This window comes from Pseudomonas sp. S06B 330, assembly GCF_002845275.2.
GTDB lineage: Bacteria > Pseudomonadota > Gammaproteobacteria > Pseudomonadales > Pseudomonadaceae > Aquipseudomonas.
The window spans coordinates 1,422,501-1,441,005 of the sequence record NZ_CP088149.1 but is presented as its reverse complement, the minus strand read 5'-3'; the positions used below and the strand labels follow the sequence as shown (position 1 = coordinate 1,441,005).

At 57.4% G+C, this 18,505-nt stretch carries 12 protein-coding genes, 2 tRNA genes and 3 rRNA genes (1 of these 17 running past the window's edge); 7 read left to right on the top strand and 10 right to left on the bottom strand.

The features are described from left to right. The 3 genes from fhuF to CX511_RS06720 are packed head-to-tail and all read right to left on the bottom strand — an operon-like array spanning nt 1 to nt 2,863. Nucleotides 1-543 (bottom strand): siderophore-iron reductase FhuF, encoded by a 543-nt coding sequence (gene fhuF, locus CX511_RS06730; protein ID WP_052675627.1) that lies wholly within the window; start codon nt 541-543, stop codon nt 1-3. Beyond that, nucleotides 540-2,141, bottom strand: a complete 1,602-nt coding sequence (locus CX511_RS06725) for an ATP-binding protein (protein ID WP_045187455.1) — start codon at nt 2,139-2,141, stop codon at nt 540-542. The genes fhuF and CX511_RS06725 overlap by 4 nt, the downstream gene beginning before the upstream one ends. Continuing rightward, nucleotides 2,138-2,863 carry a response regulator gene (locus tag CX511_RS06720; RefSeq protein WP_045187457.1) on the bottom strand — a complete coding sequence of 242 codons (726 nt, stop codon included), beginning with the start codon at nt 2,861-2,863 and terminating at the stop codon, nt 2,138-2,140. The genes CX511_RS06725 and CX511_RS06720 overlap by 4 nt, the downstream gene beginning before the upstream one ends. A 777-nt stretch (nt 2,864-3,640) precedes the next feature. On the opposite strand from CX511_RS06720, the gene CX511_RS06715 reads away from it, so the two are divergent. Together CX511_RS06715 and CX511_RS06710 are read left to right on the top strand one after the other, a co-directional pair. After that, complete coding sequence (locus tag CX511_RS06715) at nt 3,641-6,523, top strand: ribonucleoside-diphosphate reductase subunit alpha (protein WP_045187460.1); 2,883 nt, start codon at nt 3,641-3,643, stop codon at nt 6,521-6,523. Between the two features lie 258 nt (nt 6,524-6,781). Next, complete coding sequence (locus tag CX511_RS06710; protein ID WP_045187463.1) at nt 6,782-8,029, top strand: ribonucleotide-diphosphate reductase subunit beta; 1,248 nt, start codon at nt 6,782-6,784, stop codon at nt 8,027-8,029. 212 nt (nt 8,030-8,241) lie between these two features. Here CX511_RS06710 and CX511_RS06705 read toward each other — a convergent pair whose 3' ends face one another. Both CX511_RS06705 and CX511_RS06700 read right to left on the bottom strand, forming a co-directional pair. Further along, on the bottom strand, nt 8,242-8,679 hold the full coding sequence (locus CX511_RS06705) for a bleomycin resistance protein (protein ID WP_045187465.1): 438 nt from the start codon (nt 8,677-8,679) through the stop codon (nt 8,242-8,244). Between the two features lie 274 nt (nt 8,680-8,953). Next, nucleotides 8,954-9,406 (bottom strand): hypothetical protein, encoded by a 453-nt coding sequence (locus CX511_RS06700; protein WP_101292225.1) that lies wholly within the window; start codon nt 9,404-9,406, stop codon nt 8,954-8,956. A 932-nt stretch (nt 9,407-10,338) separates the two neighbouring features. Between CX511_RS06700 and CX511_RS06695 the strand changes: the two genes are divergently transcribed. The 5 genes from CX511_RS06695 to CX511_RS06675 all read left to right on the top strand — a co-directional run bounded on the left by CX511_RS06695 (nt 10,339) and on the right by CX511_RS06675 (nt 14,418). After that, nucleotides 10,339-10,878 (top strand): BRO-N domain-containing protein, encoded by a 540-nt coding sequence (locus tag CX511_RS06695; protein ID WP_101292224.1) that lies wholly within the window; start codon nt 10,339-10,341, stop codon nt 10,876-10,878. Nucleotides 10,879-10,987: 109 nt separating this feature from the next. Continuing rightward, nucleotides 10,988-11,590, top strand: a complete 603-nt coding sequence (locus CX511_RS06690; protein WP_231353376.1) for an Xre family toxin-antitoxin system antitoxin — start codon at nt 10,988-10,990, stop codon at nt 11,588-11,590. Beyond that, complete coding sequence (locus CX511_RS06685) at nt 11,590-12,087, top strand: RES family NAD+ phosphorylase (RefSeq protein WP_045187473.1); 498 nt, start codon at nt 11,590-11,592, stop codon at nt 12,085-12,087. The genes CX511_RS06690 and CX511_RS06685 overlap by 1 nt, the downstream gene beginning before the upstream one ends. 186 nt (nt 12,088-12,273) lie before the next feature. Further along, nucleotides 12,274-14,007, top strand: coding sequence for a SulP family inorganic anion transporter (locus tag CX511_RS06680; RefSeq protein WP_101292223.1), 1,734 nt, complete (start codon nt 12,274-12,276; stop codon nt 14,005-14,007). A gap of 96 nt (nt 14,008-14,103) precedes the next feature. Continuing rightward, nucleotides 14,104-14,418, top strand: a complete 315-nt coding sequence (locus tag CX511_RS06675; protein WP_101292243.1) for a hypothetical protein — start codon at nt 14,104-14,106, stop codon at nt 14,416-14,418. Between the two features lie 226 nt (nt 14,419-14,644). On the opposite strand, the gene rrf is transcribed toward CX511_RS06675, so the two are convergent. The 5 genes from rrf to CX511_RS06650 all read right to left on the bottom strand — a co-directional run. Further along, a 5S ribosomal RNA gene (gene rrf, locus CX511_RS06670) occupies nt 14,645-14,760 on the bottom strand. 131 nt (nt 14,761-14,891) lie between these two features. Beyond that, nucleotides 14,892-17,782 (bottom strand): 23S ribosomal RNA (locus CX511_RS06665). Nucleotides 17,783-18,005: 223 nt separating this feature from the next. Further along, nucleotides 18,006-18,081 (bottom strand) — tRNA-Ala (locus CX511_RS06660). Nucleotides 18,082-18,091: 10 nt separating this feature from the next. Continuing rightward, a tRNA-Ile gene (locus CX511_RS06655) sits at nt 18,092-18,168 on the bottom strand. 84 nt (nt 18,169-18,252) lie between these two features. Then, nucleotides 18,253-18,505 (bottom strand): 16S ribosomal RNA (locus CX511_RS06650); it runs 1,284 nt beyond the window's last position. The 16S, 23S and 5S rRNA genes sit together here with 2 tRNA genes alongside, the layout of an rRNA operon.

The window sequence follows — 18,505 nt, the reverse complement described above, 5'->3', positions numbered from 1 at the left end:
TCAAGCGAGCAACGGACAGTGTTCGCAGTGCCCCACCCACTGCACCTTATAGCTAAGGCAACAGGTTCGGCGCCGGCGCTGCCCCGATTCATCCAGGCTGACCGCCGCATACAAGGGGCTGTCAGGTGAGCTGAGCAAGTGCCCCAGGCCGCAGTCGTTACCTTCAGCGCGCTGCAATGCTTGATCCAGACAATCTCCAGCATTACCCCAGAGCACCGCTGACGCCACCGGTCCCAAGGCCGCCAGACGCAACACCAACGGTTGCAGGTGCTGCTCCAGGATCGCCGCAAGCCCTGCGCAGTGTTCACCATGTTCACTCAGAGCAAGTGGCAGGCCGCGACCATCGAGGGTCAGTTCGGTGACTGCAAATTCCGTCAGCGATGCACCGCCAAGCAGCGACTGCCAGATCAACGCAAAATAGTATTTGGACCATTGTGAGACCAACACCGGACGCTGCGATGGCATTAGCTCAGGGCCGTACAGCTCAAGCAATAAGGCCTCGAAGCGTGCTGGCTCCAGCAGGTACTGTAGCGAAACACTCATGGCGAATCCTGGTGACGCGGCCAGCTCAGGCTGAAACGCGCTCCACCCAGGCGCTCGCTGTGGCCGACGGAAGCCCGTCCTTTATGCCAATAGATGATACGCCGCACAATCGACAAGCCCAGGCCGTGACCACCGGAAGCGCGGGTACGGCTGTCATCGAGCCGGGTGAAGGGCGTAAAGATACGGTCCCAGACACTTTCCGGTACGCCTGGCCCGTCGTCTTCAACATCGATCCGGCAACGCTGCACACCGAGCTGATAGCTGAGGCTGACCTGTGATTCGGCATGGCGCATGGCGTTACTGACCAGATTCTGTAAGGCCCGATGCAGGTAACGCGGCTCGGCTTCAACCCACGCGCCTTGTTCATCGCCCTGGCACGGCCCGCGCACGACCCTGACGTCACTGCGCAGCGGCGCCAGCTCAGCGATCACTTGCTCAAGCAAGGCATCGAGGTCGACCCGCTGAAAATGCAGGGCCGGTGCACCCTGCTCAAGACGGGCATAGGTGAGCATTTCGTCGACCAGCTTATCCAGCTCCTGGATATCGCCATCCATGCCACTCAAATACTTTTCCCGCGCCTGTTCGTCCCGCGCGCTGGCAATCATTTCCAGGCCGAAGCGCAGGCGCGCCACCGGCGTGCGCAACTCATGGGACACGGCGCGGACCAGTTCCCTCTGAATGCTCAGTGAACGCTGCAAGTGTTCAGCCATGCGGTTGAAGGCTGCGGCCAGGCGTCCGACCGAGTCGGCATCATCGCCGGCCACGCGGGTGTCCAGGCTGCCTTGGGCAATGCGTGTGGCGGCGCTTTCCAGGTCAGACAGACGCCGTTCCAACTGACGCACCAGTAAATAGACGATCAGGCCGATCAGGCACAGGCCGAGCACGGCAATCAACGCCAGCAGCTGCGGCGGATAGGGATTCATCTGGTACAGCGGCCCGATCTCCAGCACCCAGGGAGTGCCGACCATTCCGGAGACGACCCGGATCGAGTCGCCATCCTTGCCCAAGGCCATTACCGTGTCACCTTCATCGACACGCCGACGCTGGTCCTCATCCATGTCGGTCTGTTCCAGGCGCCGCAGGCTCAGGTCAAAGCCAAAGCCCTTGTTTTGCTTGAGCTCCGCCAGGCGCCTGGGCTGCTCACCAATGGGGTAGCGCACCAGCTCATCGACCAACAGGTAAATAGTTGCCCGCGCCAGTTGCTCGCTGATCTGCTCGACCACGCCGACCAGCAACAGATCCTCAGTGCCGATCTGGCGCATGACCTTGGCCGCATGCGGGCCGGTCTTTTCCACCAGTACCTGACCGCGCTGCAACTGGCTGCGTTGACTACCTTCGATACCTGCAGCGGCAAAGCTTTGCAGCTCCAGCGGAATGCCCAGCAAACGCTCCCAGATCAACAGGGTGCGCTTGCGCTCCACCTCGTCCTGCGGCACCAGATTGTCAGCCATCAGGGTGAAGGTGCCATGAGCGAGGCGTTCGCGGTACTGGCTGGCGCGCACTTCATTGAGCAAGTGCATACTGAGCACACCAAGCACCGCCACCAGCACCAGGGCGGCAAGCATGCCGCCGTAGATCCGCAGGAAAATCGAGTTCATCGCACCTGGCCCATGGCCTCGGCCGCTTCACGCACGAACAGATAGCCTTTGCTGCGGATGGTCTTGATCATCCGCGGGTGCTCGGGGTCATCGCCTATTTTCGGGCGGATTCTGGAGATACGCACATCAATGGAGCGGTCCTGGCCGTCATAGCCCACGCCGCGCAGTGAGGTGAAGATTTCCTCACGGGACAGGATGCGCCCAGCGTTGCTGACCAACAGCCAGAGCAAATCGAATTCAGCGCTGGTCAGTTCGATACCGTTGTCCTGCAACCAGGCCTCGCGCAGGATGTTGTCGACCCGCAACGGTCCGAACTGCACGCACTGCGGCGGCGCGCTTTCCGCAACCGGCTCGCTGCGGCGCAGCAAGGCATTGATCCGTGCCAGCAGCAGGCGCGGGCGCACCGGTTTGCACACATAGTCGTCAGCGCCGATATCCAGGCCCTGAACCTGGTCAAGGTCATCGCTGCGTGCCGTGAGCATGAGGATCGGCCCGGCAAACTGCTGGCGCACCTTGCGGCAGATGCTCAGGCCATCTTCGCCAGGCAGCATCAGGTCGAGGATCACCAAGTCCGGTTGTTCGGCAATGATCCGTGCTGCCGCCTTGGCCCCGTCCCCCTCAACCTCGACAGCAAAGCCGTTGGCCTGCAGGTACTCACGGGTCAGGTCGGCCAGACGCTGGTCATCCTCGACGATCAACACCTGACTGCGCTGCTGCTCCACGGCTCACCTCGACGGCTTGTTGTTATAAAGAGTGCCCTGGCGAATGCTTCACCAAAAGGCAACATCGGCCCCGGATACTACGTCGGGTACCGACGCCTGCCAACCGTCACCTCCAGCGGCAATGAGCCACGTTGTGGTTTGCTCGGAAGGCCGGTGAATTTGTGGTAGGGTGCGCGCCCTAAAATTTCCATCGGGATAACCTCGGCGGATGAAAAAAGGGTGACAGACGGTCATCTGCCGCTAAGACGCGGCCTACAAGGCGTTAGGCAAAATCACTCACAAAATACGCACAAGTTATCCACAGCCGACGACCTTGCAATACCCCCGAGACCGCATTATCTTGTATCCCTATCGAAACAAAACACTACATCTTGGGGTTTGAAGCAAATCCCAAGCACAAGTCAAGCAAAGAACTCAAGCCCTGATGCAGTGCTTTTTTGCTTGAACTTTAGAAGATTTCAGCAGCCAAACCGCTCCTGCGGTGGCCACCGTTGCAAGCCCTTGGAGGGTGTTGTTTCGGGTACGGGTGTTGCAAGCCATAGGCGCACCTGACAGCAACAGTTTTGAGTCGTGGATTCAGAACCTTTGACTTCGGCCAGGGAGCGGCAGGTTATTGCCCCTTATTCCTGATCTGTCCCGAAGTGAGTATGCCCGACCTGTTCGGCATGCCGGAGCGTCGCGTTCCCGTGTGCCATCAGGGTCGGTTGTTGAGCTTTCGGACGGAACGGTTGGCGCCCACAAGGCGCCTACACAAACTTAGAGAACGTGGAGACACCCATGCAAACCGACACAACTCGCGAGAACCCGCAGGCCAAGGTGCCGCAGGCCGCCGATTCGAATCAGGATCTGGCCGCTACCGCCCCTGGCCAACTGCGTGTGATCAAGCGCAATGGCACTGTCGTCGCCTACACCGACGACAAGATCACCGTGGCCATCACCAAGGCGTTCCTCGCAGTTGAAGGCGGCACCGCTGCTGCTTCGTCGCGTATCCATGACACCGTTGCCCGCCTGACCGAACAGGTCACCGCGACCTTCAAGCGTCGCATGCCCTCGGGCGGCACCATCCACATCGAAGAAATCCAGGATCAGGTTGAACTGGCCCTGATGCGTGCTGGCGAGCAGAAAGTTGCCCGTGACTACGTGATCTACCGTGACCAGCGTGCCAAAGAGCGTGCAACCCGTGTTCACGCTGAAGACTCGTCCGTACAGCCGCACCCAAGCATTCGCATCACCTTGGCCGACGGCAGCCTCGCGCCGCTGGACATGAACCGCCTGAACACCATCATCACCGAGGCCTGCGAAGGCCTGGCCGAAGTTGATGGCGAGCTGATCCAGCGCGAAACCCTGAAGAACCTCTACGACGGCGTGGCCCTGACCGACGTCAACACCGCCCTGGTGATGACCGCCCGTACCCTGGTTGAGCGTGAGCCGAACTACTCGTTCGTGACTGCCCGCCTGCTGATGGACACCCTGCGTGCCGAAGGCCTGGGCTTCCTCGGTGTGGCCGACAGCGCCACTCACCACGAAATGGCCGAACTGTACGCCAAGGCCCTGCCGGCCTACGTTGCCAAGGGCGTCGAGTTCGAACTGCTCAACCCTGCCCTGGCCGACTTCGACCTGGAGAAGCTGGGCAAGGCGATCAACCACGAGCGTGACCAGCAGTTCACCTACCTGGGCCTGCAGACCCTGTATGACCGTTACTTCATCCACAAGGATGGCGTGCGCTTCGAACTGCCGCAGGTGTTCTTCATGCGCGTGGCCATGGGCCTGGCGCTGGAAGAGAAAAACAAAGAAGCCCGTGCGATCGAGTTCTACAACCTGTTGTCGTCGTTCGACTACATGGCTTCGACCCCGACCCTGTTCAACGCCGGTACCCTGCGTCCACAGCTGTCGAGCTGCTACCTGACCACCGTGCCGGACGACCTGTCGGGCATCTACCACGCGATCCACGACAACGCCATGCTGTCGAAATTCGCCGGTGGCCTGGGCAACGACTGGACCCCTGTGCGTGCACTGGGCTCCTACATCAAGGGCACCAACGGTAAATCCCAGGGCGTCGTGCCGTTCCTGAAAGTGGTCAACGACACCGCCGTAGCCGTTAACCAGGGTGGCAAGCGTAAAGGCGCCGTGTGTGCCTACCTGGAAACCTGGCACCTGGACATCGAAGAATTCATCGAGCTGCGCAAGAACACCGGTGATGACCGTCGTCGTACCCACGACATGAACACCGCCAACTGGATCCCTGACCTGTTCATGAAGCGCGTCTTCGATGACGGCAAGTGGACCCTGTTCTCGCCGAACGAAGTACCGGATCTGCACGACCTGACCGGCAAGGCCTTCGAAGAGCGCTACGAGTACTACGAAGCCCTGACCGAGTACAACAAGATCAAGGTGTTCAAGACCATCCAGGCCAAAGACCTGTGGCGCAAGATGCTCTCGATGCTGTTCGAAACCGGCCACCCATGGTTGACCTTCAAGGATCCGTGCAACCTGCGCAGCCCGCAGCAGCACGTCGGCGTGGTCCACAGCTCGAACCTGTGCACCGAGATCACCCTGAACACCAACAAGGACGAGATCGCGGTCTGCAACCTGGGCTCGATCAACCTGCCGAACCACATCGTCGATGGCAAGCTGGACACCGCCAAGCTGCAACGCACTGTGAACACCGCCGTGCGCATGCTCGACAACGTGATCGACATCAACTACTACTCGGTGCCGCAAGCGCGTAACTCGAACCTCAAGCACCGCCCGGTCGGTCTGGGCATCATGGGCTTCCAGGACGCACTGTACCTGCAGCACATTGCTTACGGTTCCGACGCTGCCGTCGAGTTCGCCGACAAGTCGATGGAAGCGGTCAGCTACTTCGCCATCCAGGCCTCCTGTGACCTGGCCGACGAGCGTGGCGCCTACGAGACCTTCCAGGGCTCGCTGTGGTCCAAAGGCATCCTGCCGCTGGATTCGCAACAGATCCTGATCGAAGCCCGTGGCCAGAAGTACATCGACGTCGACCTGAACGAAACCCTGGACTGGGCACCGGTGCGTGCTCGCGTACAAAAAGGTATTCGTAACTCGAACATCATGGCCATCGCGCCGACCGCGACCATCGCCAACATCACTGGCGTATCGCAGTCCATCGAGCCGACCTACCAGAACCTGTACGTGAAATCGAACCTCTCGGGCGAATTCACCGTGATCAACCCGTACCTGGTTCGCGACCTCAAGGCCCGCGGCCTGTGGGACTCGGTCATGATCAACGACCTGAAGTACTACGACGGTTCGGTACAGCAGATCGAGCGCATCCCACAGGAACTCAAAGACCTGTACGCTACTGCGTTCGAAGTGGAAACCAAGTGGATCGTTGACGCCGCCAGCCGCCGTCAGAAGTGGATCGACCAGGCCCAGTCGCTGAACCTGTACATCGCTGGCGCTTCGGGCAAGAAACTCGACGTGACCTACCGCATGGCCTGGTACCGTGGTCTGAAAACCACCTACTACCTCCGTGCCCTGGCCGCGACCAGCACCGAGAAGTCGACCATCAACACCGGCAAGCTCAACGCCGTTTCCAGCGGTGGCGACAGCGCCCCGGTCCAGGCAGCAGGCCCTGCGCCAGTGCCTAAGGCTTGCGCGATCGACGAGCCGGATTGCGAAGCCTGCCAGTAAGAGGCTGAACGCGCCGTTCATTCATGGGCGGCGCTGCAGTCTCTGTGGGCGCTGGCCTTGCCAGCGATGGGCGGCACCGCCGCCCTGCCCCACGCAATCGAATAACAGGTCCAAGGCATTTTTGCCCACGACCTACCGAGGAGCCCCGCTCCCGGAAGCATTCCAAGTTTTTGCGTGCACAGCAGTACCTAACCGCAAGCACCGCAACCCAAGATCCACCGGCCATACTGAATATGGCCCTCAAGCAGGAGACCCACCATGCTGAGCTGGGACGAATTCGACAAAGACGAAGGCGAAGAAGCTGCCAAAGGCGCTACCGCCACTCAAGCCGCTGCCGCTGGCATCGACAAGCTTGATAACGCTGGCGGTGTTGCCGCCCTGGAAGCCCGCGCTGTAACCGCCGATGACTCGGAAGCGGTCAAGCGTGCCAAGGCTGCCCTGGACCAACTCGACATCGCCGAAGGCCTGGCTGAGCTGGAAGGCTCTGCTGCCCGTGTTGCGGTTGACGAAAAGCGCATGATCAACTGCCGCGCCGACCTAAACCAGCTGGTGCCATTCAAGTATGACTGGGCCTGGCAGAAGTACCTGGACGGTTGCGCCAACCACTGGATGCCGCAAGAGGTCAACATGACCGCGGACATCGCCCTGTGGAAGAACCCGGAAGGCCTGACCGATGACGAGCGTCGCATCGTCATGCGTAACCTGGGCTTCTTCTCCACTGCCGACTCCCTGGTTGCCAACAACCTGGCTCTGGCCGTGTACCGCCTGATCACCAACCCGGAGTGCCGCCAGTACATCCTGCGCCAGGCCTTCGAAGAGGCGATCCACACCCACGCCTACCAGTACTGCATCGAATCGCTGGGCATGGATGAAGGCGAGATCTTCAACATGTACCACGAGATCCCGTCGGTCGCGAAAAAAGCCGCTTGGGGCCTGAGCTACACCCGCGCGATCTCCGATCCGGAATTCAACACCGGCACCGTCGAGACCGACAAAGAGCTGCTGCGCAACCTGATCGCTTACTACTGCGTTCTGGAAGGCATCTTCTTCTACTGTGGCTTCACCCAGATCCTGTCCATGGGTCGCCGCAACAAGATGACTGGTGTTGCCGAGCAGTTCCAGTACATCCTGCGTGACGAGTCCATGCACCTGAACTTCGGTATCGACGTGATCAACCAGATCAAGATCGAAAACCCACACCTGTGGGACGCCGAAATGAAGGAAGAAGCCTCGCAGATGATCCTGCAGGGCACCCAGCTGGAAATCGAATACGCCCGTGACACCATGCCACGCGGCGTACTGGGCATGAACGCCGCGATGATGGAGGACTACCTCAAGTTCATCGCCAACCGTCGCCTGTCGCAGATCGGTTTGAAGGAAGAGTACCCAGGTACCACTAACCCGTTCCCATGGATGAGCGAGATCATGGACTTGAAGAAAGAGAAGAACTTCTTTGAGACTCGGGTTATTGAGTATCAGACAGGTGGGGCGTTGAGCTGGGATTGATTTTCCGCTCGGGTTCTAAGTAAAAAGGCTGCCGCAAGGCGGCCTTTTTTGTGGGTGTTGGATTTGGAAATCAGGTGCTTGGGGTGGCGAAAGACTTCTTCCGTTTCTGGTCTATCGGCAGCTATCAACCCGGAATAGCCTTCACGGAGGGCAGCAATCGGCCAGAAGCGGTCGTTGAAATGCTCAGAGTCGCGCTATGCAACATCACTTGTTCAGGCTATCGCTTGATGCTCGACTGCTCTGAAACCTAAGCTCTGAGTGAACCGCAACAGATAGCCATCTGGATCAAGCACCAAAAAATTAAGCTCTCCGTGCAGGCGCTCTTTATCTCGGTACCAGCACTCTTCAATGGGTCTGCGCAATTCAATACCAGCGTCTTCGATGGCCCTAGCCAAAGCTTTGGTATCAGAGCACTGAATCGAAAGATTCATCCCTCGGCCATAGGGTGATAATAGAGGGCCAACACGCCATGGAGACTCTTCCAAGTCATCCTGCTCCAGCATCAATTGGCTCCCTTGAAAGGACAGGAAAGTGAATCTGTCTTCAGGCCTTTCGTATTCAATTTGGAAGCCCAGAATCAGGCAGTAAAAATCTAAGCTTCGTTTTAAGTCAGAGACAATCATCTCTGGAACTAACGTGTTCATCTTCATAAATGGACTCCTTGTCGTTGATAACACCCCTCAAGCAGTGGGATGGCTGCCCATCTCTGCTCCGCACTGTTTGTACCACGATATCTACTTTTGGTCGCAATTCCGCGACCGACCGTTTTGGGTCGATAGTGGTCATCCATGACCGGCACCTTCCGACCCATTGCTGCCCTTCATGAAGGGCAACAATGGGTCGATTCTGTCGAAAATTCGGATTTTCAGCTCACCTGAACTCAGGCATGACTCCCACGCGTAGCGTGAGAACGATCAACCTCAATCAAAACTGCTTTGATGCACTGGCGATGCGCTGGTACTTACGCAGCTGCCGATTCATGCTGCGGATATCCAGAAAAAATATCTCTCCGCTGCGCCAGAGCAGCATCCACGCGGTGACGGTAACGACTCCCACGGGGATGGTGCCTTCAATGCCCAGAGCCGTGCCTGCCAGCACCAAGGCTAGTGCCAAGCCCAAGAGTGTCAGCGCTAACAGCCGTTGGGTGCGAATATCCCCTCTGAGTTGCTCGCTCTTTTCCGTAAAGGTGTTGCTGATGGCTTGCTGAAGGCGTTCTCGCTCATCTTCCGGGCAGCGAATCTGCAGGCTCAGCTCGGGGTGGTACCAGGCGCTATCTGACAGGTAGTCCACCAGCTCGGGGCTTAGCTTGGGGTTGTCCGGCGAGGCAAACGGATTGAGGTAATCGTGGGTGATCGTCAGATCTATTTTTTTAGTCATAACGAACCTTTACCTGGTTGAGTTGTGGACGGAGACTTTAGTGTTCGAGGTAAAGTTAGTCGCAAGACAGCTGCTCTGTCTGATCGGCAGTCGCAGTCGCTGTTGCAGGAGCGGATTTATCCGCGATGCATTGGCGGAATGTGCGCCGCGACCGTCTCCATCAACGCTGATTATTATCACGCTCTGCAGGGGGGACATCAGGCAGCGGGCGGCGCATGCACGGATAAGGGCTAAAGGCACCTATTGGCCGAAAGCAGTCGCTCTGGACTGGCCACTTCTGGCCCAGAGAGTGTAAAAACGCTTTCGTATCTTGAATGCGTCAACCAAGCGTTCCTCAGCGATGCGATTGCCCAAGCGTTTGTCGCGATCAGCACCACTGACGTTCCAAAGCGGCTATGGAGCCGGTTTAGCGCCTTCTGGAGCAGAGAAAAACCGAGGCGTTACGCCGCCATCGCCTTCAGCAAGCCTGCTGTACCGATGAGTTTCATAACCCGCTTCATATTGTAGGCCGGCACATTCAGACTCATCGACAAGGGAAATCAGCGTTGGTCGCAACTTAGCATCTCTCAAATTCAGAAATGGCCTACACCACAACAATTGACCCGGCTTTCTAACCCCCTTACCGTGCTGTTTGGCGCCTAAGAAACGCCCGTACAGCGGCTAGTCCGCTCCCGACAGATGCGACATTCTTGTGCCTGTGGTTTACTGCTGCGCGCAAAAATCACTGTGTAATGTCGGGAGTGGGCTAATACAAGACCTGAAAGGGGAATACGTCCGGCCCTCTGTACGGGGTTTCTTAGCTCCCGACACCCAGCCCTCAGAAGCTGATATCGCACAGAGGTAATGGAAATGCCTACCGACGCCCCCGCTCGCAGGCCTTTCGCAGACGCGGCTCGCCTGATCATTGTTCACCGCTCCATCGGAGGTCAGCCATGACTGATCTCTATGAACCGATGCTGTTCACCCGCCACAACCGCCCTCTCCACGCCCTCTGGCTCGAATCCCAGGCCTGGTTCTGTGCCCACGAACTCGGCCGGCTGACAGGCCGTTTCTACGATGGTCACTGCATCCGCAAACTCGACCCGGACCAACATCGCAGCGTGCAGCTGCTGCGCTACGGCCAATACCAGGCGACCACCATGGTCAGCGAGTCCGGGGCCTATACCCTGCTCGCCCACCATCACATTCCGGAAAACCGCCACCTGCGGCATTGGCTGACCCATGAGGTGGTGGCGGTGTTGCGTGATGGTCGGGAGTCGGAGATGGCGGATCTACCACGACTGGGGCAAATGTGCTGGCCAGGTGGCCATACGGCGAGTCTGTTGTACTGGCAGAGTGAGCCGTGGGTGCGCTTGCGGGATGTGCCCGTGGTGATGGCGGCGGAAGTGCCTATGGTGTCGTCAGTGAAGCGCAAGCTGAGTTGGCGGGAGTGTGCGCAGCGGGCATTGCGGCTGCATGGGACGGACGATTGAGTGGGTGCTTCCTCAGCCGTTTCGGCCACACAATGACGTAAATCTTTTCTCACGACTCTGCCAACTGGCAGTACACTCAATGCCATCTGTCTAGAGTGGAGCGCCGATCATGTCTGCTACTGCGGAAAACACAGACGCCAGGAAATCGCCGAAAAAGCCTGGCAAAGCGAAAGCTAGCGATGCCGGATCCGTGATCACTACGAGCACTAAAGCGGCAGCCCATCGGTTGAACGAATCGCCAGCGAAAAGAAGCTACGGTACTGCCCGTGTGTCAGTGTCGACCTCTACCGGTATGCCGATTATCGATCTACTGCTGCCCAACACCGACACCGACGACCGTATGGAGGTGTTCAAGGCCACACAGAGCGGATTTACGCTCAGCTCCGTCATCCTGCTGGTCGAGTCCGTTGAAACCTTCAAGCGCCACAACGTGCTGGCGAAGATCGTCGGCCTGTCGGAACGTACCCTCGCCCGCCGGATGAAGAATAAAGATGAAGCCCTGAGCCCTGAGCAAAGTGCCAGGGCGTTGTATTACGCAGAGGTACTGGAGAAAGCGCAGGAGGTGTTTGGCACCCGGGCGCTTGCCGAAGCGTGGATGATCCGGCCGGCGCTCGGGCTGGATGGTGAGTCGCCCATCGATCTGCTGTCCAATCCGGTCGGCTATGAGCTGGTCACTGACTTCTTGAATCGACTGGACTACGGGGTCTACTGATGGTGACCGATCCTCTGGCTCAGGACCTTCATTTCTGGCGCCTCGACCATTCCAGGCACGCGCCTACATGGAACAGTGGTATTGGCGCAGAAGCGTGTGGCGGGCGCTGGAATCCCAAGGGGTTTCAGGTGGTCTATGCAAGCCTTGATGCTGCTACGGCCATTCTGGAAGTGGCGGTGCATAAAGGCTTCCAGACGCTAGACTGCGTTGCACACACGCTGACAGCAGCACGGGTGAAGGACACCTCCAAGGTGCACAAAGTCGAGCGAAAGGATGTGCCCAACCTGAACTGGCTGCGGCCGGGGACGCCCAGTCGCAGCCAGCAAGCCTTTGGCGCCAAGCTGTTGGAACAGCATCCCTTTGTGCTGATTCCTTCCTGCGTGTCGCCCTATAGCTGGAATCTGCTGATGAACCCGCTGCTGGCTGCAGACCTCTACGAGGTTGTGCTGCAGGAGCGGTTTGCATTGGATGGACGGCTCAATCCCCCGCTGCAATAAATTTAAAACCAGGGTAGAAGCCAGCGCTGTCGAGTTCGTCATCCCTCGGCCGTCATTCAGGGGTGACAACATGAATGGGATGCAGTTGATCTGAAGCAGCCAAGTTTTTCGGCGCAACCAAGATAGTAAGCCATCCTTAAAAAACTCCTCCCAAGGAGTCCTATCAGCGTCATTGGATGGCACTGCATGAACGAAAGCTCACCCTCCCCGTTTACCACTCAGGGCGGCTGGCGACGCTGGTTGCCTGGCTTGCAGACTCTGCGCGCCTATCAGATGGGCGATCTGCCCAAAGACCTGCTCGCCGGCCTGGTGCTGACCACCATGCTGGTGCCGGTAGGCATCGCCTATGCCGAAGCGTCAGGCGTGCCGGGTATCTATGGGTTATACGCGAGCATTGTGCCGCTGCTGGCCTATGCGCTGTTCGGACCTAGCCGAATTCTGGTACTTGGCCCCGACTCGGCGCTGGCGGCTATCATTCTGGCGGTGGTGCTGCCGTTGTCCGGCGGCGATCCCCTGCGTGCCATTGCCCTGGCCAGCGCCATGGCGTTGGTGTCCGGGTTGGTGTGTATTGGTGCTGGCCTGCTGCGCCTGGGCTTTATCACTGAGTTACTGTCCAAGCCCATTCGCTACGGCTACATGAACGGTATTGCCTTCACGGTACTGATTAGCCAGACACCCAAGCTGTTCGGTATTTCCGTGGAGAGCAGCGGACCGCTGCGTGATGTCCTGGGCCTCGGTCAGGCACTTGTGGCCGGTCAGGGCAACTGGGCAGGCTTTGCCGTAGGTGCCGGAACTCTCGCGCTGATCCTTGTCCTCGCGCGCTACAAGCGCGTACCCGGCATCCTTATCGCCGTGGTCGCCGCAACGCTGGTAGTGGGCTCTCTAGGCCTCGATGCCAGTCACGATGTGAAAGTACTGGGCTCGATGCCACAAGGGTTACCCGCCTTCGCTGTACCGTGGCTACAGGCCGGGGACTTGATCACCGTATTGATCGGTGGCTTCGCCGTTGCCCTGGTGTCGTTCGCCGACACCAGCGTGCTGTCGCGCACCTATGCGGCCAAGACCCGTACACCGGTGGACCCGAATCAGGAAATGGTCGGTCTGGGGGTCGCCAACCTGGCAACAGGACTGTTCCAGGGCTTTCCCATCAGTAGTAGCTCGTCGCGCACACCCGTTGCCGAAGCGGCCGGATCGCGCACGCAACTTACCGGCGTGTTCGGCGCTATCGGTGTGGCGCTGTTGCTGCTGTTTGCGCCCAACCTATTGCAACACCTGCCTAACAGCGCCCTCGCCGCTGTGGTGATCGCGGCCGCCATCGGCCTGTTCGAGATCAAGGACCTGAAGCGGATCTACCGTATCCAGCGTTGGGAGTGCTGGCTGTCAATAACCTGCTTTGTCGGGGTGGTTGTGCTCGGTGCGGTCCCTGGCATTGGCCTGGCGGTTGTCATCGCCGTGATCGAGTTTCTCTGGGATGGCTGGCGTCCGCATTACACGGTGCTCGGCCGTGTGGACGGGGTCCGTGGCTATCACGATATTTCCCGCTACCCCAGGGCGCGTCTGGTGCCTGGGCTGGTGCTGTTTCGCTGGGATGCACCGCTGTTCTTTGCCAATGCCGAGCTGTTTCAGAAGTGTGTGCTGGAGGCCATCGCTAACGCTCCGAGCGAGGTGCGTCGGGTTGTGGTGGCCGCAGAGCCGGTTACCAGTGTGGACGTCACCTCGGCGGACATGCTGGTGGAGTTGGAACAGTCACTGCGTGCGGCAAACATTGAGCTGCGCTTCGCCGAAATGAAAGACCCAGTCAAGGACAAGCTCCAGCGCCTGGAGGTGTTGAAGCATATTGGCAGCGATATCTTTCAGCCAACGGTCGGGGCTGCCGTGGATGCCTATCTTGAAGAGCATGATGTGGACTGGACGCCTTAGTGGCAGCAGGCGATGAAGGTTAGCGCCGCATCCTGCGCCAACCTGTGCGAAAATACCGCGCTTTTGTTCATATGTGTGGAGATGTACGGTTTGGTAATGCATTACTCAACGAGCGGCGACGCAGTCGCTTGCGGTCGCACTGGCAACAACCTTAGCCTCACTGCTGACGCCGACAAGATCGATTGCAAATCCTGTCAGCGGTCCCTGGTCAAAGCGGAAGCGGTGCCAGCCAAGAAGGCCACCCCTTCCCTGGCCGAACTGCGCAAGCAGCGCCTGGCGAGCCAAGCGCCTCAAGCGAGCCAGGTGCAAGCCACCACGTTCTGCTTCAAGGCCAACTGGCGTGTACGCCTGGCCGCCCAGCCTGATCGCTGCCGCCTGCCACGTGGTGTAGCACCACAAGCTTTCGTTTAAGCGTACGCAAGCCTAAGACCACCCTACGGGGTGGTTTTTTTTGCCCGCTGATTGGTGCGGGCAGGACTGTGGGATCCGCTCTTGGCGGCGAGGATACCGCTGAGGTGTCAGCGATTGCGCAGTGGCGGTATCGCCGGTAAGGCCGGCTCCCAGGCAACGGCCAGGGCCAGCGCCGGAAAAGACAAAACCCCTACCTGCGTACGCAGATAGGGGTTTCGGAATTTAATCTTGACGATGACCTACTCTCACATGGGGAAACCCCACACTACCATCGGCGATGCATCGTTTCACTGCTGAGTTCGGGATGGGATCAGGTGGTTCCAATGCTCTATGGTCGTCAAGAAATTCTGTTGCCAGAAGGTCTTGTTAGACACTCCAGCGAATTGGGTATGTGACAATTTGTGGTTTTACGAACTTTCGGTTCATTTCGTCTTCACCACCACAATCTGCGTTGCAGATTGCTTGGGTGTTATATGGTCAAGCCTCACGGGCAATTAGTATTGGTTAGCTCAACGCCTCACAGCGCTTACACACCCAACCTATCAACGTCGTAGTCTTCGACGGCCCTTCAGGGAGCTCAAGGCTCCAGTGAGATCTCATCTTGAGGCAAGTTTCCCGCTTAGATGCTTTCAGCGGTTATCTCTTCCGAACATAGCTACCCGGCAATGCCACTGGCGTGACAACCGGAACACCAGAGGTTCGTCCACTCCGGTCCTCTCGTACTAGGAGCAGCCCCTCTCAAATCTCAAACGTCCACGGCAGATAGGGACCGAACTGTCTCACGACGTTCTAAACCCAGCTCGCGTACCACTTTAAATGGCGAACAGCCATACCCTTGGGACCGGCTTCAGCCCCAGGATGTGATGAGCCGACATCGAGGTGCCAAACACCGCCGTCGATATGAACTCTTGGGCGGTATCAGCCTGTTATCCCCGGAGTACCTTTTATCCGTTGAGCGATGGCCCTTCCATACAGAACCACCGGATCACTAAGACCTACTTTCGTACCTGCTCGACGTGTCTGTCTCGCAGTCAAGCGCGCTTTTGCCTTTATACTCTACGACCGATTTCCGACCGGTCTGAGCGCACCTTCGTACTCCTCCGTTACTCTTTAGGAGGAGACCGCCCCAGTCAAACTACCCACCATACACTGTCCTCGATCCGGATAACGGACCTGAGTTAGAACCTCAAAGTTGCCAGGGTGGTATTTCAAGGATGGCTCCACGCGAACTGGCGTCCACGCTTCAAAGCCTCCCACCTATCCTACACAAGCAAATTCAAAGTCCAGTGCAAAGCTATAGTAAAGGTTCACGGGGTCTTTCCGTCTAGCCGCGGATACACTGCATCTTCACAGCGATTTCAATTTCACTGAGTCTCGGGTGGAGACAGCGCCGCCATCGTTACGCCATTCGTGCAGGTCGGAACTTACCCGACAAGGAATTTCGCTACCTTAGGACCGTTATAGTTACGGCCGCCGTTTACCGGGGCTTCGATCAAGAGCTTCGCGTTAGCTAACCCCATCAATTAACCTTCCGGCACCGGGCAGGCGTCACACCCTATACGTCCACTTTCGTGTTTGCAGAGTGCTGTGTTTTTAATAAACAGTCGCAGCGGCCTGGTATCTTCGACCGGCATGAGCTTACGGAGCAAGTCCTTCACCCTCACCGGCGCACCTTCTCCCGAAGTTACGGTGCCATTTTGCCTAGTTCCTTCACCCGAGTTCTCTCAAGCGCCTTGGTATTCTCTACCCAACCACCTGTGTCGGTTTGGGGTACGGTTCCTAGTTATCTGAAGCTTAGAAGCTTTTCTTGGAAGCATGGCATCAACCACTTCGTCGCCTAAAGGCAACTCGTCATCAGCTCTCGGCCTTAAGATCCCGGATTTACCTAAGATCTCAGCCTACCACCTTAAACTTGGACAACCAACGCCAAGCTGGCCTAGCCTTCTCCGTCCCTCCATCGCAATAACTAGAAGTACAGGAATATTAACCTGTTTTCCATCGACTACGCTTTTCAGCCTCGCCTTAGGGACCGACTAACCCTGCGTCGATTAACGTTGCGCAGGAAACCTTGGTCTTTCGGCGTGGGAGTTTTTCACTCCCATTGTCGTTACTCATGTCAGCATTCGCACTTCTGATACCTCCAGCAAGCTTCTCAACTCACCTTCACAGGCTTACAGAACGCTCCTCTACCGCATCACCTAAGTGATACCCGTAGCTTCGGTGCATGGTTTGAGCCCCGTTACATCTTCCGCGCAGGCCGACTCGACTAGTGAGCTATTACGCTTTCTTTAAAGGGTGGCTGCTTCTAAGCCAACCTCCTAGCTGTCTAAGCCTTCCCACATCGTTTCCCACTTAACCATGACTTTGGGACCTTAGCTGACGGTCTGGGTTGTTTCCCTTTTCACGACGGACGTTAGCACCCGCCGTGTGTCTCCCATGCTCGGCACTTGTAGGTATTCGGAGTTTGCATCGGTTTGGTAAGTCGGGATGACCCCCTAGCCGAAACAGTGCTCTACCCCCTACAGTGATACATGAGGCGCTACCTAAATAGCTTTCGAGGAGAACCAGCTATCTCCGAGCTTGATTAGCCTTTCACTCCGATCCACAGGTCATCCGCTAACTTTTCAACGGTAGTCGGTTCGGTCCTCCAGTCAGTGTTACCTAACCTTCAACCTGCCCATGGATAGATCGCCCGGTTTCGGGTCTATACCCAGCGACTAAACGCCCTATTAAGACTCGCTTTCGCTACGCCTCCCCTATTCGGTTAAGCTCGCCACTGAATATAAGTCGCTGACCCATTATACAAAAGGTACGCAGTCACCTAACAAAGTAGGCTCCCACTGCTTGTACGCATACGGTTTCAGGATCTATTTCACTCCCCTCTCCGGGGTTCTTTTCGCCTTTCCCTCACGGTACTGGTTCACTATCGGTCAGTCAGTAGTATTTAGCCTTGGAGGATGGTCCCCCCATATTCAGACAAAGTTTCTCGTGCTCCGTCCTACTCGATTTCATGACTAAGAGATTTTCGCGTACAGGGCTATCACCCACTATGGCCGCACTTTCCAGAGCGTTCCGCTAATCTCAAAGCCACTTAAGGGCTAGTCCCCGTTCGCTCGCCACTACTAAGGGAATCTCGGTTGATTTCTTTTCCTCAGGGTACTTAGATGTTTCAGTTCCCCTGGTTCGCCTCTTGCACCTATGTATTCAGTACAAGATACTCAGCTTATGCTGAGTGGGTTCCCCCATTCAGAGATCTCCGGATCAAAGTCTGTTTGCCGACTCCCCGAAGCTTATCGCAGGCTACCACGTCTTTCATCGCCTCTGACTGCCAAGGCATCCACCGTATGCGCTTCTTCACTTGACCATATAACCCCAAGCAATCTGGTTATACTGTGAAGACGACATTCGCCGAAAATTCATGAAAACTCACAAATTTTACCTTAGCCTGAACAAACACCAGTGAAAGTGCTGTCCAGTCTATCTTTCTATCACATACCCAAATTTTTAAAGAACGATTCTGAAAAAGTTCAGAAATCAATATTCGATGCGAATATTCATTTCTAAGCTTTGACATGGTAACAAGGGGGTGGTGGAGCCAAGCGGGATCGAACCGCTGACCTCCTGCGTGCAAGGCAGGCGCTCTCCCAGCTGAGCTATGGCCCCAACAAGAAACTGGTGGGTCTGGGCAGATTCGAACTGCCGACCTCACCCTTATCAGGGGTGCGCTCTAACCAACTGAGCTACAGACCCAGTTAAGAGCTGTTACCGATATCGTCTTCTTCAATGAATCAAGCAATTCGTGTGGGAGCTTATGAAACAGCTGATGTCGTCGATTAAGGAGGTGATCCAGCCGCAGGTTCCCCTACGGCTACCTTGTTACGACTTCACCCCAGTCATGAATCACACCGTGGTAACCGTCCTCCCGAAGGTTAGACTAGCTACTTCTGGTGCAACCCACTCCCATGGTGTGACGGGCGGTGTGTACAAGGCCCGGGAACGTATTCACCGCGACATTCTGATTCGCGATTACTAGCGATTCCGACTTCACGCAGTCGAGTTGCAGACTGCGATCCGGACTACGATCGGT